This window comes from Sphingomonas sp. Leaf62, from assembly GCF_001421915.1.
Lineage (GTDB): Bacteria > Pseudomonadota > Alphaproteobacteria > Sphingomonadales > Sphingomonadaceae > Sphingomonas.
Window position 1 is genome coordinate 17,484 of record NZ_LMLN01000028.1, and the last position, 13,749, is coordinate 31,232.

A 13,749-nucleotide genomic window follows, 5' to 3' on the forward strand; every position below is an offset into this window, starting at 1 on the left:
GTGTCGAGCGGTCAGGCCCGATATGGATCAGGCGGCCAGTGCGGCCTTCAGGTCGTCGACCAGATCGGTCTTTTCCCACGGGAACAGATCGCCCTCGGGCTTGCGGCCGAAATGGCCATAGGCTGCGGTGGGCTGGTAGATCGGCTTGTTGAGGCTCAGATGCGTGCGAATGCCGCGCGGGGTCAGGCCGCCGAGCTTGGTGATGCCGGCGATCGCGGTTTCGATCGCGTCGTCGGCGACGGTGCCGGTACCGTGCGTGTTCACGTACAGCGACAGCGGTTTCGATACGCCGATCGCATAGGCGAGCTGGATCGTGCAGCGCTTGGCGAGGCCGGCGGCGACGATGTTCTTCGCCAGATAGCGGGTGATGTACGCCGCCGAACGATCGACCTTGGTCGGGTCCTTGCCGCTGAACGCGCCGCCGCCGTGCGGAGCCGCGCCGCCATAGGTGTCGACGATGATCTTGCGGCCGGTCAGGCCGGCGTCACCGTCCGGGCCGCCGATTTCGAAGCTGCCGGTCGGGTTGATGTGATATTCGGTCGCATCCGACAGCAGGTCGGCGGGCAGAATATCGGCGATCACCGACTTCACATACTTGTGCAGTTCGGCTTCCTTGTCGCCCTCGTCATAGCCCGGCGCATGCTGGGTCGAGACGACGATCGCGGTCGCGGCGACCGGCTTGCCGTTTTCGAAGCGCAGCGTGACCTGGCTCTTGGCATCGGGTTCGAGGAACGGCGCGGCGCGCGAATGGCGGTCGGCGGCCATCCGGGCGAGGATCTTGTGGCTGTAATCGAGCGTCGCCGGCATCAGGTCGGGCGTTTCATCGCAGGCGAAGCCGAACATGATGCCCTGATCGCCGGCACCTTCGTCCTTGTTGCCCGACGCGTCGACGCCCTGCGCGATATGCGCCGACTGCGCATGCAGGTTGTTTTCGAAGCGGAAGGTTTCCCAGTGGAAGCCCGACTGTTCATAGCCGATCTTTTTCACGGTTTCGCGCACGGTGCGCTCGATCTCGGCCTGGGCACCGGTCGCCCATTCGCCGTTTTCGAACACGCCTTTGCAGCGGATTTCACCGGCGAGGACGACCAGCTGGGTGGTGGTCAGCGTTTCGCAGGCGATGCGCGCTTCGGGGTCCTTCGACAGGAACAGGTCGACGATCGAGTCGGAAATCTGGTCCGCTACCTTGTCGGGATGGCCTTCGGAAACCGATTCCGAGGTGAAGAGATAATTGGAACGCATGGACTTCCTCTAGGCTAGAGGGAAAGCGCGCGGCCGTTGCCATGCCGCATATAAAGCTTTCCTTATATCGTCGCCCTAGCGCGCGCGACGGCGGATGGCAATCGCGAGGCCGCACAGCAAAACTATCGCCAGCAATGCCATCCAGTTGCCGACCCGCGCGAACAGGGTCGGGGGGTGCGGGGCGGGGATCGGGACCTCGATCGCATCGGCGCGGCGCATCGGGATGGTCGCGACCAGCGCGCCCGATGCGTCGATCACCGCCGAAATGCCGGTGGTGGTGGATCGCAACACCGGCAAGCCTTCCTCAACGGCGCGAAGGCGGGCCTGTGCCAGATGTTGCGGCGGCCCCCAATCGCCATACCATGAATCGACGGTCGGATTGACGATGAAGCGCGGGCGACGGGTCCGGTCGACGACCTGCCCGGAAAAGATGATTTCGTAGCAGACCTGCATCCCGGCATCGCCGAAACCCGGCACCGCGACCGTCGCCGGTCCGGGACCGGGGCGAAAATCGACGCTCCCCATTACCAGCCGCGACAGGCCCAGCGGCTGGAGGATCGAGCGCAACGGCAGATATTCCCCGCCCGGCACGAGATGTGCCTTGTCGTAACGGCCGATGATGCGGGCATCGGGGGTGATGACGAACACCGAATTGCCGGCCCCTTCGATCTGGCGCTGGCGATCGAAGAACAGGGCGGTGCCGCCGATCAACGCCACGTCGCGCGGTCCCAGCGTCCCGGCAATGCGCGCGCGCAGCGACGAAGGCGACTGCGGGTACCATTCCGGGGGATAGCCGTCCTCCAACGGCAAGTTGACCGCACCTTCCGGCCAGACCACCAGCCGGGGAACCGGTCCCGGCCGACCCGACAGCTCGATCAACGTATCGAATACCCGATCGTCATAGCCCGGCTGGTTCTGCTCCTCCTTGCCCGCATTGGGCTGTACCACGCGCACGCGCGGCGCGTCGGTCGATACGACCGGCGTGGCGGGGCGTTCCGTCCATGCGAACCCGGCCATCAGCATGGCAAGGCCGACCAGCACGGCGTAGCGGACGCGCGGCCGGGGCAGCAGGATCGCGGCGCTGGCGACGACGGTCAGCCCCGACAGCGCATAGGTGCCGGTTAAGGCGGCGAGATGCCGCAGCGGGGTCGGGACCCAGATCGCGCCAACCGGGTTCCAAGGATACCCCGTCATCACCACGGCGCGCAGATATTCGGTGGCGATCCAGCCTGCGCCGGCGATCAGGACGAAAGCAAAGTCGGGGCGTTCGCCGCGCCGTCCCACCTTCCACGCGATGCCGCCGGCGAGCATCGGGTAGACCGCAAGATACAGCGCGAGACCGACGACCGCGACATAGCCGAGCGCGGGTGGCATCCGGTCCTGAAAGTCGAAGGCGTGCTGGATCCAGTTGTTGCCGATGGTGAAATGGGCGACGCCGAACAGCCATGAGCGCCACAGCGCCGCCTTCAGCGTCGGCGCGCGGTGGACCAGCCACAGCCACAGCGCGAACGCGGCCAGCGTGACCGGCCACCATTGAAGCGGCGCGAAGCCGAGGGCCGAGGTCAGGCCGGCGAGCAGGGCGAGAAGAGCGGACACGCGGCGTCTATCCGGCTTGTGGCGGGTGGGTGCAAGGGGGAGCGCGGAGTCATCATCCTTGGAAAAAACCTCCGCAAGAGTCGCACACCTAACCCCGAGTCCGCCGTACCCCCGCGCAGGCGGGGGTCCAGAGCCAAGCAAACAACGGTTTGCGCTTGAGACCCTGGACCCCCGCCTGCGCGGGGGTACGCGAACGGTATGTTCGCAGGGGTTCGCTGCGAGGGGGCGGACGGCGCTTCAATCCCTCACCTCCAAACCCTATCTCGTGCGCATGAACCCGTATCTCTGGCTCGCCAGCGCGATCGTCGCCGAAGTTGTCGCCACGTCCACCATGCGCGCGACCGCGGGGTTCACACGGATCGGGCCGTCGCTGGTGACGGTGATCGGCTATGCGATCGCGTTCTACTGCCTGTCGCGGACGCTGGAGAGCGTGCCGACCGGCATCGCCTATGCGATCTGGTCGGGGGTCGGCATCGTGCTGGTCGCCGGCATCGCGTGGGTCTGGCAGGGGCAGCGGCTCGACCTGCCGGCGATGCTCGGCATGGCGCTGATCATCGCGGGCGTGATCGTGATGAACCTGTTTTCGAACAGCACCGCGCACTAGATCGGCGCGCGAAGGAGTTTCTCAATGAACCAACCGGTAACCGTCGATATTCCCCATCAACTCGGCCGCGCGGGCGTGCGGCAGCGGATCGACAGCGGCATCGACAAGCTGGCGGGCATGATCCCCGGCGGCACGCTGCACGGCAAGAGCTGGGACGGCGACACGCTGCACTTCACGGTCAGCGGCATGGGGCAGACGGTGCAGGCGCACTGTGAAATGCATGACGCGCATGTCCACGCGGTACTCGACCTGCCGCCGATGCTCGCCATGTTCGCGAACAAAATCAAGGAGAAGTTGGGCAGGGACGGGCCGGCGCTGTTGAAATAGCCGGCCCGACCGGGTCAGCGGGCCGCGAGCGGCTGGCTGACCCGCCAGATGGTGTTGCCGACATCGTCGGCGACGAGCATCGCGCCGGTGCGATCGGCGATCACCGCCACCGGGCGGCCGTGCACGTCCTTGCCATCGGCGGTCAGGAAGCCGGTCAGCAGGTCGACCGGCTTGGCGTTGGCGACGGGGAAGCCGTTGGCGGCGAAGGGCACGTACACGACCTTGTAGCCCGATGGCGGCACCCGGTTCCACGATCCGTGCAGCCCGATCGCCGCGCCGTTGCCGAACCGCTCGCCCAGCCGCATGTCGGCGGTGAAGGCGAGGCCGAGCGGGGCGACGTGCGCGCCGAGCGCATAGTCGGGGCGGGCGACATACTGGCGCAGGTCGGGACGCTGCGGCTGGACCCGCTCGTCGATATAGCCGCCCCAATAATGCCACGGCCAACCATAGTTGCCGCCGAATTCGACCTTGGTCAGATAATCGGGCGGCATGTCGGAGCCGAGCATGTCGCGTTCGTTGACGACGGTCCACAGATCCTTGCTGCGCGGTTCGAACGCCATGCCGTTGGCGTTGCGCAGGCCCGAGGCGTAGATGCGGAACGTCTTCTTCACCGGATCGACCTGCCAGATCGCGGCGCGGTTCTTCTCGATGTCGAGGCCGTTTTCGGCGATGTTCGATGCCGAACCGACGCTGACGTAGAGCGACTTGCCGTCGGGATCGGCGACGACGTTGCGCGCCCAGTGATTGCCGCCGCCGGGCAGGTCGACGATCTTTTCGGGTGCCGCGGTGATGCGGGTCTGGCCGCTGCGGAAGGGATAGCGGACCAGCGCGTCGGTATTGGCGACGTAGAGCCAGTCGCCGATCACCGCCATGCCCGATGGCGAGTTCAGCCCGGTGAGGAACACCGAGCGCGCCTCCGCCGTGCCGTCGCCATTGGCGTCGCGCAACAGGGTGATGCGGTTGGCCGACGGGGTGCCGGCCCCGGCCTGCTTCATGAACAGCCGCATGAACCAGCCGGTGATGCCGCCGCCCTCGCGCGGTGGGCTGTTGCTTTCGGCCACCAGCACGTCGCCATTGGCAAGGCGGTACAGCCAGCGCGGATGGTCGAGGGCCTTGGCGAAGGGCTGCACCTGCAACCCGGCGGGGGCGGTCGGGGTCTGGCCGTCCTTCCAACCGATCGGATCGGCGACGCGGACGGTCGGGAACCACTGGTCGCGGACCTGCGTCAGCTGCGGCGTACGCCCCGCCACCGCATTCTCGCTCAACTGCGCCCGGTCGGGCCGGGTGATGTAGAAGACCAGCCCGGCGATCAGGACCAGCAGCACGAGGCCGAAGCGGATGACGTGTTTGCGCATGGCCGATGAATAGGGCGGTGCAGGCGACGGGGGAAGGGGGCGCGGACGTTCCGATGTAAAGGGGCCGCCGGTGACAAGGGAGGAGCGCCGGCGGCCCGTCGGACCGGTTCGAAGGGGGCTTACGAACCGGTCCGCGCCTGTTCGGGTATCGAAATCGGATCGTACTGTAAAACCGATTGAATCGTTGTTGGTGATCGGTTTTGGCACTTAGCGGTATTGCCGCTGCTGCGACCTCCCTCCAAGCCGCACCATGCGGGGAGGCGTTACTCCTCCTCGGTCGCTACCGGGGGGTGGAGTCGCAGTCGGAGGACGCGGCGGGTGTCGGCAGCGATGATTTCGATGCGCCAGCCCGACGGGTGGTCGAGGCAGGTGCCTTCCTTGGGCACCTCTCCCGCCAGCACGAAAGCGAGGCCGCCCAGCGTCTCGACGTCCTCCTCGATCTCGCCGAGGCGCGGGTCGATCAGTTCGGCGGCGTCCTCCAGCTCGGCGCGGGCATCCGCCTCCCATGCGCCGCCCTCCAGCGGCACGAACAGGTCGGTCGGGGCATCGTCATGCTCGTCCTCGATCTCGCCGACGATCTCCTCGACCAGATCCTCGATGGTAATCAGGCCGTCGGTGCCAGAATATTCGTCGAGCACGATGGCGAGGTGGGTGCGGCTGGCCTGCATCTGTGCGAGCAGGTCGAGAGTCCCCATCGATTGCGGGACGTAGAGCGGTTGCCGCAACAGGCCGATCGCGGTCGGCGGATGCTCCTCGCCCTTCGCCAGTATCGCGAAGACGTCCTTCACATGGACCATGCCGACGATCGTATCGAGCTTTTCGCGATAGACCGGCAGGCGGCTATGGCCCGCTTCGGCGAACAGTTTCACCACATCGGCGAAGGGGGTATTTTCCTCCAGCGCGACGATGTCGGCGCGCGGCACGCCCATGTCGCCCGCATCGCGTTCCCCGAAATGCAGGATGTTGCGCAACATCTTGCGCTCGATCGGCGAAAGATCGCCCGCGACCGGCGCGTCGTTCTCGTCCTCATGCGCTGCGATCACTTCCTCGATCCGTTCGCGCAGCGTCTCGCTGGCATCGGTACCGAAGATCAGCGAGCGCAGCCCCCGCCATATGCCCCCTTCGGAGCTGCTACTGTCGCCGGGCGGGGTGCTGGTCGAAACGTCGGCCATGATGGTCGTGTCAGTCCTCTGTAACGGGATAGGGATCGTGCAGGCCGAGTTGGGCGAGCGTCGAACGCTCGATCGCCTCCATGGCTTCCGCCTCGGCATCATTCTGGTGATCATGACCTAGCAAATGCAGGCAGCCATGGACAATCAGGTGCGTGGCATGATCGGCAACCGAAATGCCGCGTTCGGCTGCCTCGGCAGCACACACCCCGTGCGCGAGGACGATATCGCCGAGCAATACCTCGCCATCGTCGCTGTTCTGGGTGACGGTGTCGAGCAGATCGGGCTGGATCATCGGGAAGGACAGGACGTTGGTCGGCTTGTCCTTCTGCCGATATTGGCGGTTGAGCGTCTGCACCTCGTCATCGGAGGTCAAGCGCACCGCGATCTCGATCAGTGCCGGATCGGTCAGCCACACCCCCTGCGGCGTACGGCCGATCGCGGCGGTCGCGGCGCGGGTGGCGAGGGCCTCCCAATCCTGATCCTGCGGCCATTCGGCCTCTGCCTGTACGGCGATATCGATCATCTAAGGTCGGTCCTTGCGAAGTCGTCGCCCTTGTAGAGCAGCGTAGCATTGTTGGTACGGGCGCAGGCATAGGCGAAGCAATCGCCCATGTTGAGTTTCGCTTCGTGGCGACCCTTGCCGTAGCGGTGGTAGGCCTCCAGCGCGAGGCGCGATTCGTCAGAACCGATCTCCACGCGACGAAATGCCGCGGCGTGCGCGACATCCTGTACTTCCCGTCGGGCTCGCTCGATCGGATAGTGGTGCGATCGGCATAACGCCACAACAGTTTCCCACTCGGTCATTGCTGACCAGATCGGGTCCGCTTCGCCCATCAATCGTTCCATCAACTGCTCACCGTCCGCTTCGCCAGCGATCATCGCCACGAGCGCCGAGGCATCAACGAACATCGTCATCAATGTCCTCTTCACCCGACAACCAGTCATAGAATGCCTTGTCGGCTTTCAGTCCGGTCGGCGGCGGCAAGGGATGTTTGAGGCGGTACTCGCGCATCCATTCGACAAGGTTCCGACGCGGTTCAGCCTTGTCCAGATCGTCCTCGACGCGACGTACTGCATCACGCACGACCTCGGTTTTGCTGCGGCCAAGCCGTTTAGCGACGCGAGCGACCGCCGCTGCCGTCTCGGGGTCCTTGATATACAGCGAGGCCATCACCGATCTCCAGCAGGATATCCCGCAACCTAATGCGGGATATCCCTCGACTCAAGCGTCCTTGCCTTCATAGGCTTCGACGATGCGGCCGACGATCGGGTGGCGCACCACGTCGCCGGCGCCGAAACGGGCGAAGGCGATGCCCTCGATCCCCTCCAGCCGGCGAGTGGCGTCGGCGAGGCCGGATGCCTGGACGCCGCCGGGAAGGTCGGTCTGGTTGGGATCGCCGCACACCACCATCCGGCTGTTCTGGCCGAACCGGGTCAGGAACATCTTCATCTGGGCGGGTGTCGTGTTCTGCGCTTCGTCGAGGATCACGAAGGCATCGGCCAGCGTCCGGCCGCGCATGAACGCGATCGGTGCGATCTCGATCTCGCCCGACAGGATGCGGCGTTCGACCTGTTCTGCTGGCAGACAGTCGTTCAGCGCGTCGTAGAGCGGGCGGAGATACGGATCGACCTTCTCCTTCATGTCACCGGGCAGGAAGCCCAGCTTCTCCCCCGCCTCGACCGCCGGACGCGAGAGGATCAGGCGCTGGACGCTGCCGGTGATCAGCTGCGCCACCGCCTGCGCGACGGCGATATAGGTCTTGCCGGTGCCCGCCGGCCCCAGTGCGAAGATGATGTCGTTGCCGAGCAGCTGGTGCATGTAGCTGGCCTGCGCGACAGTGCGCGGGACGATCGTCTTCTTGCGCGTCCGGATCATGATCGAGGGCGCGCCCTGACCGCTTTCGGCGCGGAAGATGCCGTCGAGCGCGGGTTGCGACGACATGGCGATCACCGCGTCGATCAGGCCGGGATCGACCTCCTCACCGCGCAGAATGCGGCGATGCAGTTCGTTCAGCACTTCGCGGGCATGGGCCACCGCCTCTGCCGATCCTTCGATCCCCACCCGGTCGCCGCGGGCGGTGATGTAGACGCCCAGCCGTTCCTCAAGCGCCAGCAGGTTCGCGTCGAATTCGCCGAACAGGCGAGCAAGAAGTTGCGGCTTGTCGAAGCTGATTTCGGCGCGCGCGCGCTGACCGGCCTGGGCGGGAACGGGCTTTCGGCTCATGCGATCCTTTCGAAAAGCGGCCGGAACGCGGGATGCGTCCGGCCGACAGGAGCATAACAAAGGTAGGAACAGCGCATTACGCCTGCAACGTACGAAGGCGGACGGAGGGGCGAAAGGCGGCGCGGTGCTGCTGCATCGCCGGCGAGTGTGGCAGAGCGGAGGGCGGTGGGACAGCCCAAAACGAAGTGGCCAAACCGAAGGGACAAAAACGAAGGGGGACGTGGCCGTCCCCCGTTCGCGCTTACTTCAGCGTCGCCATGTCGATGACGAAGCGATATTTCACGTCGCTCTTTTGCATCCGGTCATAGCCGGTTTCGATTTCGTCCATTGCGATCGTTTCGATATCGGCGGTCAGGCCATGCTGATGGCAGAAATCGAGCATCTCCTGCGTTTCGGCGATGCCGCCGATCAGCGAGCCGGCGAGCGAACGGCGGCCGAAGACGAGGTTGCCGACCGATGGCGACGGATGCGGCGTTTCCGGCACGCCGACCAGCGTCATCGTCCCGTCGCGTTTCAGCAGGGCGAGGAACTGATCGAGATCGTGCGATGCCGCAACGGTGTTCAGAATGAAGTCGAAGCTGCCGGCATGTTCGCCCATCGCATCAGCGTCCTTCGACACGATCAGGTCCTTGGCACCCAGTCGGATCGCGTCGTCGCGCTTGTTGGGCGAGGTCGAGAAGACATAGACTTCGGCACCCATCGCGGCAGCGATCTTCACGCCCATATGGCCGAGGCCGCCGAGCCCGACGATGCCGACCTTCTGCCCCGGACCGACCTTCCAGTGCTTGAGCGGCGAATAGGTGGTGATGCCGGCGCACAGCAACGGCGCAACGGCGGCAAGGTCCTTCTCGTCGTGCCGAACGTTCAATACGAAGTCCTGATCGACGACGATGTGGTCCGAATAGCCGCCAAAGGTATGGCCGCCGAGTACGGGGTCGGGACCGTTATAGGTACCGACGAAGCCGGTGCCGGTGCAATATTGCTCCTCGCCCTCATGGCAGGACGGGCATTCGCCGCAGCTGTCGACCATACAGCCCACGCCGACGGTGTCGCCGACGGTGAACTTGGTAACGTCGGAGCCGACGGCGGTAACCTTGCCCACGATCTCGTGTCCGGGAACGCAGGGGTAGAGGGTGCCGGGCCATTCGCCACGCGCGGTGTGCAGGTCGCTATGGCAGACGCCGCAATACTGGATGTAGATCGCGACGTCGTTCGGCTGCGGATCGCGGCGTTCGAACGAGAAAGGGGCGAGCTTGCTGTCGGCCGACTGCGCGGCATAGCCCTGTGCGGGGGTCGTCATGCTGGGTTTCCATTGATGAAAGGGGTCGCCAGCACAATGCAACGCTGCGGCATTCGTTGCTGATACAAAGTATCAACAGGTTGATTTTTCAGGTGACGCGACGCTCGCCATGTTCGAGCATCGCCGGGATCACAAGATCCTCTTCATCGGCGAGATGGCGGTCGAGCATCGTCAGCAGCGTCCGCGACCGCTCTGCATAGTCGGCGGCGGCGCGGTCGAGCGCACCCGCTCCGCCGAGCGCCGCCAGCAAGGTCCGGGCGCCCTCGACATTCCGGTCCAGCGCATCGTGGATCGCATGGTGATCGGCATCGAGCAGGTCGAAGCCGCGCGCCATGCGCGGATCGAGCGCGCGGAATTTGGGGAAATAGGCGCTGTCCTCGATCTGGTGATGCGCGTTCAGATGCTGGAGGAAACGGTTGAGGTCGGGGACGAACCGCCGCTGGAACGCCGGTGCGTCGAGCCTGCCGTCGCGAAAGGCGGTAAGCGAGGTTTCGACCGCCGCCGCCTCCGCACGCAGCGAAGCGTGGATGTGCAGCCAGAAATCGGCGAGCTGGCCGAAATTGGCATGGGTGCGCCAGTCGGGCTGCGGATAGGTGGCGCGGAGATAGGCGAGGTCGTCGCCGATGCCCCCGCGCGTCGCGAGGTCGCTCACGCTGCCGCCCGCACGCGCTCCACGCCCGACAATGAAACCGCACCCGATGCGACGATCTCGACCTCGACCATGTCGCCGATCTTCGTGTCGGTCATGAAATGGACCGATTGTAGCCACGGCGACTTGCCGAGCATCTGACCCGGCTGACGGCCCTGCCGTTCGACCAGCACCTGACAGGTCCGGCCGATCGTCGCGTCGTTGAACGTCTTCTGATCGCGCAACAGCGCCGCCTGCAGTCGTTGCAGCCGTTCGTCCATCACCGCCAGCGGGACTTCGCCGGCCATGTCGGCGGCGGGGGTGCCGGGGCGGGGTGAGTATTTGAAGCTGAACGCCTGCGCATAGCCGACCGCGTCGACCAGACGCAGCGTATCCTCGAACTCGGCATCGGTTTCACCGGGGAAGCCGACGATGAAGTCGCCCGACAAGGCGATATCGGGGCGGGCGACGCGAACCCGGTCGAGCAGGCGCAGATAGCTGTCGGCGGTGTGGCTGCGATTCATCGCCTTCAGCACGCGGTCGTTGCCGGCCTGAACCGGCAGGTGCAGGAACGGCATCAGCTTCTCGACGTCGCGGTGCGCGTCGATCAACCCTTGCGTCATGTCGTTGGGGTGGCTCGTCGTATACCGGATGCGCTCCAGCGCCGGGATGCGGTCGAGTTCGCGGATCAGCGCGTCGAGACCGCGACCGTCGCCGTCGACCCACGCATTCACATTCTGTCCCAGCAGCGTGATCTCGCGCGCGCCGGCATCGACCAGCGCCTTCGCCTCGTCGACGACGCGCGCGAAGGGGCGGCTGATTTCCGCGCCGCGGGTATAGGGCACGACGCAATAGGTGCAGAATTTGTCGCACCCTTCCTGCACGGTCAGGAACGCGCTCGGGCCGCTGCGGCGACGCGCCGGCAGGTGGCCGAATTTCGATTCGGGCGGCATGTCGGTGTCGAGTGCGGGCTTGCCGGCGGCGGCGTCGGCGACCAGCTTCGGCAGGTTGTGATAGGCCTGCGGGCCGACGACGACGTCGACCTTCGCCCGTCGGACGATTTCGGCGCCCTCCGCCTGCGCGACGCAGCCGGCGATGGCGATCATCGGGTCGGCACCGTGCTTGCGCAGGCGGCCGATGTCCGAATAGACTTTTTCGGTCGCCTTTTCGCGGATGTGGCAGGTGTTGAGCACGACCAGATCGGCGGCATTGGCATCGTCGGTCGCGGTCATGCCCTGCGCCGCCATCAATTCGGCCATGCGCTCGCCATCATAGACGTTCATCTGGCAGCCGAACGACTTGACGTGAAAGGTCCTGGGGGTGGTAGTCATCGGCGGCCCTGTACCGGATTTCGACCGCGGTAGGAAGGATTCGGGTTCACGCGAAGGCGCGGAGGCGCGGAGATAAGAAGGGAGTGGTTCGTGCAGAGCCGCGGAGACGCGGAGAGGTGGCGCTTGCCGCGACAGCAGCCCTCTATCTTTCGTGTAGCAAGAGAGGGGCTTCGCCGGACGGGATCCAAGCGCCCGCGCAACGCCTCCTCCGCGTCTCCGCGGCTCTGCGCGAACCACTCACTTCTTTGTGCCCTCGCGCCTTCGCGTGAACCAACTATCCCTGCCGTTCTGCCATCACTTCGGCGATCAGGTCCTTGCGGCTCAACTTGCCGATCATCGTCTTGGGCAGGGTCAGGCGGACGACGACCTCGTCGACGCGTTCGTGCTTGCCCAGCTGGGGGTTGAGCCATGCCTTCAGCGCGTCACCGTCGACATCGGCGTCGTCGGCCAGCGTGACATAGGCATGCGGGCTTTCGCCCCGATAGTCGCTGGGCAGGCCGACGACCAGCGCCTCGCGGACGGCGGGGTGATGGTACAGGACACGCTCGATCTCGCTCGGGAACACCTTGAACCCGCCGACCGCGATCATGTCCTTCAACCGGTCGACGATGCGGATGAAGCCGTCGTCGTCGATCGTGCCGACATCACCGGTCCGCAGCCAGTGAACGCCGTCGGCATCAGTGACGAAGGTCGAGTCGTCGGCGTCGTGACGGCCCCAATAGCCGGTCATGATCTGTGGGCCGGCAACGACGATCTCACCCGGTTCGCCGACGGGCGGGTCGAGGGTCGGATCCTCCTTGTCGACCAGCCGGACGCGGGTGCCGGCGATCGGTTGTCCGATGCTGCCGGCCTGTTGCGGCCCGGCATAGGGATTGCACGACACCACGCCCGAGCTTTCCGACAGGCCGTACCCCTCGACAAGGGTTGCGCCGGTTGCCGCTTCGAACCGTTGCTTGAGTTCGGGCGGCATCGGCGCACCGCCCGAGACGCAATAGCGCAGCGACGAGAAATCGGTCTGCTTGAGGCGCGGATGGTCGAGCAGGGCGCGGTACATGGTCGGGACGCCGGGCAGGGCAGTCGCCTTGGTCCGATCGAGCGCGGCCAGCACCTGTCCGGCGTCGAACCGGGGCAGCATCACGATCTCGCCGCCGGTCACGACGGTGCGGTTGAGGACGCAGGTGTTGGCGAAGACATGGAACATCGGCAGCACGCCGAGGATGCGGTCGAGCCGGCTGTTACCGTCGGGGTCGAGCCAAGCGACCTGTCGGGCATTGGCCGACAGATTGGCATGGGTCAGCATCGCGCCCTTGGGACTGCCGGTTGTGCCACCGGTATACTGGATGAGGGCGAGGTCGCGTTCGGGATCGATCGCCGGCATGCTGCAACCACCGTCATTGGCGATCAGCGCCGAAAAGGCGCTGACCCGGTGGTCGTCGGGACGTGGCGTTACCTCCTGCGACCGGAACCAGCGGTAGAAGAGCGATTTGGCAGCGGGCAGCGCCCCCGCGATCGATCCGACGACCAGCCGTTCGAGCGAACTGCGCGCCAGCACCTCCAGCGCGATCGGCAACAGTGCCGAGGCGGACAGGGTGAACAGCAGCTTCGTCCCCGAATCCTCGACCTGCGCCGCCAGTTCGTGCGCGGTGTAGAGCGGCGAGAAGTTGACGACCGTCGCGCCGAGTTTGAGGATGCCGTAATAGGCGGCGACGTAATGCGGGACATTGGGCAGGAAGAGCCCGATCCGGTCGCCCGGGCCATAGCCGAGCTTGGCCAAGCCACACGCGACGCGGTCCGCGCCGTTCCTGGTTTCGGCATAGCTGTAATGGCGGCCGAGAAAGTCGATCAGCGGCGCGGTGCCGCGACGGGCGGCCGATTCCTCGAACAGCGTCACCATCGACATCGGTGGTATCGGTTCGTCCCAGCGAACCGGATGGGCGTAGCGGTCGAGGATCGGTGCGGCGCTGCTCATTTAC

Annotated in this window: 14 protein-coding genes; 2 read left to right on the forward strand and 12 right to left on the reverse strand. The window is 65.7% G+C overall.

What is annotated here, in order from left to right; translation table 11 throughout:
- Positions 1–27: 27 nt before the first annotated feature.
- Together metK and lnt are read right to left on the reverse strand one after the other, a co-directional pair.
- The gene (gene metK / locus ASE91_RS11520) at positions 28–1,239 is read right to left on the reverse strand and encodes a methionine adenosyltransferase (RefSeq protein ID WP_056626387.1); all 1,212 of its coding nucleotides are present in this window, start codon (positions 1,237–1,239) and stop codon (positions 28–30) included.
- Between the two features lie 75 nt (positions 1,240–1,314).
- Complete coding sequence (gene lnt / locus ASE91_RS11525) at positions 1,315–2,835, reverse strand: apolipoprotein N-acyltransferase (RefSeq protein ID WP_056626391.1); 1,521 nt, start codon at positions 2,833–2,835, stop codon at positions 1,315–1,317.
- Between the two features lie 271 nt (positions 2,836–3,106).
- Here lnt and ASE91_RS11530 point away from each other — a divergent pair, with 271 nt between their 5' ends.
- Positions 3,107–3,439, forward strand: coding sequence for an SMR family transporter (locus ASE91_RS11530; protein WP_055995827.1), 333 nt, complete (start codon positions 3,107–3,109; stop codon positions 3,437–3,439).
- 24 nt (positions 3,440–3,463) lie between these two features.
- Positions 3,464–3,766: a polyhydroxyalkanoic acid system family protein gene (locus ASE91_RS11535; protein WP_056626393.1), complete on the forward strand. Its 303-nt coding sequence runs from the start codon at positions 3,464–3,466 to the stop codon at positions 3,764–3,766.
- Positions 3,767–3,780: 14 nt separating this feature from the next.
- Here the strand turns inward: ASE91_RS11535 and ASE91_RS11540 are convergent, their stop codons facing one another.
- From ASE91_RS11540 to ASE91_RS11585, 10 genes are all read right to left on the reverse strand, one after another.
- Positions 3,781–5,121: a PQQ-dependent sugar dehydrogenase gene (locus tag ASE91_RS11540; RefSeq protein ID WP_056626395.1), complete on the reverse strand. Its 1,341-nt coding sequence runs from the start codon at positions 5,119–5,121 to the stop codon at positions 3,781–3,783.
- Positions 5,122–5,384: 263 nt separating this feature from the next.
- Positions 5,385–6,293 (reverse strand): hemolysin family protein, encoded by a 909-nt coding sequence (locus tag ASE91_RS11545; protein WP_055995820.1) that lies wholly within the window; start codon positions 6,291–6,293, stop codon positions 5,385–5,387.
- A gap of 10 nt (positions 6,294–6,303) precedes the next feature.
- Complete coding sequence (gene ybeY, locus ASE91_RS11550) at positions 6,304–6,816, reverse strand: rRNA maturation RNase YbeY (RefSeq protein WP_055995817.1); 513 nt, start codon at positions 6,814–6,816, stop codon at positions 6,304–6,306.
- On the reverse strand, positions 6,813–7,208 hold the full coding sequence (locus tag ASE91_RS11555) for a type II toxin-antitoxin system VapC family toxin (protein ID WP_056626397.1): 396 nt from the start codon (positions 7,206–7,208) through the stop codon (positions 6,813–6,815). The genes ybeY and ASE91_RS11555 overlap by 4 nt, the downstream gene beginning before the upstream one ends.
- Positions 7,192–7,464: a type II toxin-antitoxin system VapB family antitoxin gene (locus tag ASE91_RS11560; protein WP_056626398.1), complete on the reverse strand. Its 273-nt coding sequence runs from the start codon at positions 7,462–7,464 to the stop codon at positions 7,192–7,194. Before ASE91_RS11560 ends, ASE91_RS11555 begins: the two co-directional genes overlap by 17 nt.
- A gap of 51 nt (positions 7,465–7,515) precedes the next feature.
- Positions 7,516–8,517, reverse strand: coding sequence for a PhoH family protein (locus ASE91_RS11565; protein ID WP_055995811.1), 1,002 nt, complete (start codon positions 8,515–8,517; stop codon positions 7,516–7,518).
- A gap of 241 nt (positions 8,518–8,758) precedes the next feature.
- Positions 8,759–9,817, reverse strand: a complete 1,059-nt coding sequence (locus tag ASE91_RS11570) for an NAD(P)-dependent alcohol dehydrogenase (protein WP_056626401.1) — start codon at positions 9,815–9,817, stop codon at positions 8,759–8,761.
- Between the two features lie 88 nt (positions 9,818–9,905).
- Positions 9,906–10,469 carry a hemerythrin domain-containing protein gene (locus ASE91_RS11575; RefSeq protein ID WP_235530452.1) on the reverse strand — a complete coding sequence of 188 codons (564 nt, stop codon included), beginning with the start codon at positions 10,467–10,469 and terminating at the stop codon, positions 9,906–9,908.
- On the reverse strand, positions 10,466–11,776 hold the full coding sequence (gene miaB / locus ASE91_RS11580) for a tRNA (N6-isopentenyl adenosine(37)-C2)-methylthiotransferase MiaB (protein ID WP_082449353.1): 1,311 nt from the start codon (positions 11,774–11,776) through the stop codon (positions 10,466–10,468). Before miaB ends, ASE91_RS11575 begins: the two co-directional genes overlap by 4 nt.
- 274 nt (positions 11,777–12,050) lie before the next feature.
- Complete coding sequence (locus ASE91_RS11585) at positions 12,051–13,745, reverse strand: long-chain-fatty-acid--CoA ligase (RefSeq protein WP_056626403.1); 1,695 nt, start codon at positions 13,743–13,745, stop codon at positions 12,051–12,053.
- Positions 13,746–13,749: the final 4 nt, after the last annotated feature.

Excerpts from the sequence above, each read along its gene's own strand:
- ASE91_RS11565 (WP_055995811.1), bottom strand. The coding sequence starts at position 8,517 with ATGAGCCGAAAGCCCGTTCCCGCCCAGGCCGGTCAGCGCGCGCGCGCC.
- ASE91_RS11535 (WP_056626393.1), top strand. The coding sequence starts at position 3,464 with ATGAACCAACCGGTAACCGTCGATATTCCCCATCAACTCGGCCGCGCG.
- metK (WP_056626387.1), bottom strand. The coding sequence starts at position 1,239 with ATGCGTTCCAATTATCTCTTCACCTCGGAATCGGTTTCCGAAGGCCAT.
- ASE91_RS11570 (WP_056626401.1), bottom strand. The coding sequence starts at position 9,817 with ATGACGACCCCCGCACAGGGCTATGCCGCGCAGTCGGCCGACAGCAAG.
- miaB (WP_082449353.1), bottom strand. The coding sequence starts at position 11,776 with ATGACTACCACCCCCAGGACCTTTCACGTCAAGTCGTTCGGCTGCCAG.
- ybeY (WP_055995817.1), bottom strand. The coding sequence starts at position 6,816 with ATGATCGATATCGCCGTACAGGCAGAGGCCGAATGGCCGCAGGATCAG.
- ASE91_RS11560 (WP_056626398.1), bottom strand. The coding sequence starts at position 7,464 with ATGGCCTCGCTGTATATCAAGGACCCCGAGACGGCAGCGGCGGTCGCT.
- ASE91_RS11545 (WP_055995820.1), bottom strand. The coding sequence starts at position 6,293 with ATGGCCGACGTTTCGACCAGCACCCCGCCCGGCGACAGTAGCAGCTCC.
- ASE91_RS11530 (WP_055995827.1), top strand. The coding sequence starts at position 3,107 with ATGAACCCGTATCTCTGGCTCGCCAGCGCGATCGTCGCCGAAGTTGTC.
- ASE91_RS11555 (WP_056626397.1), bottom strand. The coding sequence starts at position 7,208 with ATGACGATGTTCGTTGATGCCTCGGCGCTCGTGGCGATGATCGCTGGC.
- ASE91_RS11540 (WP_056626395.1), bottom strand. The coding sequence starts at position 5,121 with ATGCGCAAACACGTCATCCGCTTCGGCCTCGTGCTGCTGGTCCTGATC.
- ASE91_RS11585 (WP_056626403.1), bottom strand. The coding sequence starts at position 13,745 with ATGAGCAGCGCCGCACCGATCCTCGACCGCTACGCCCATCCGGTTCGC.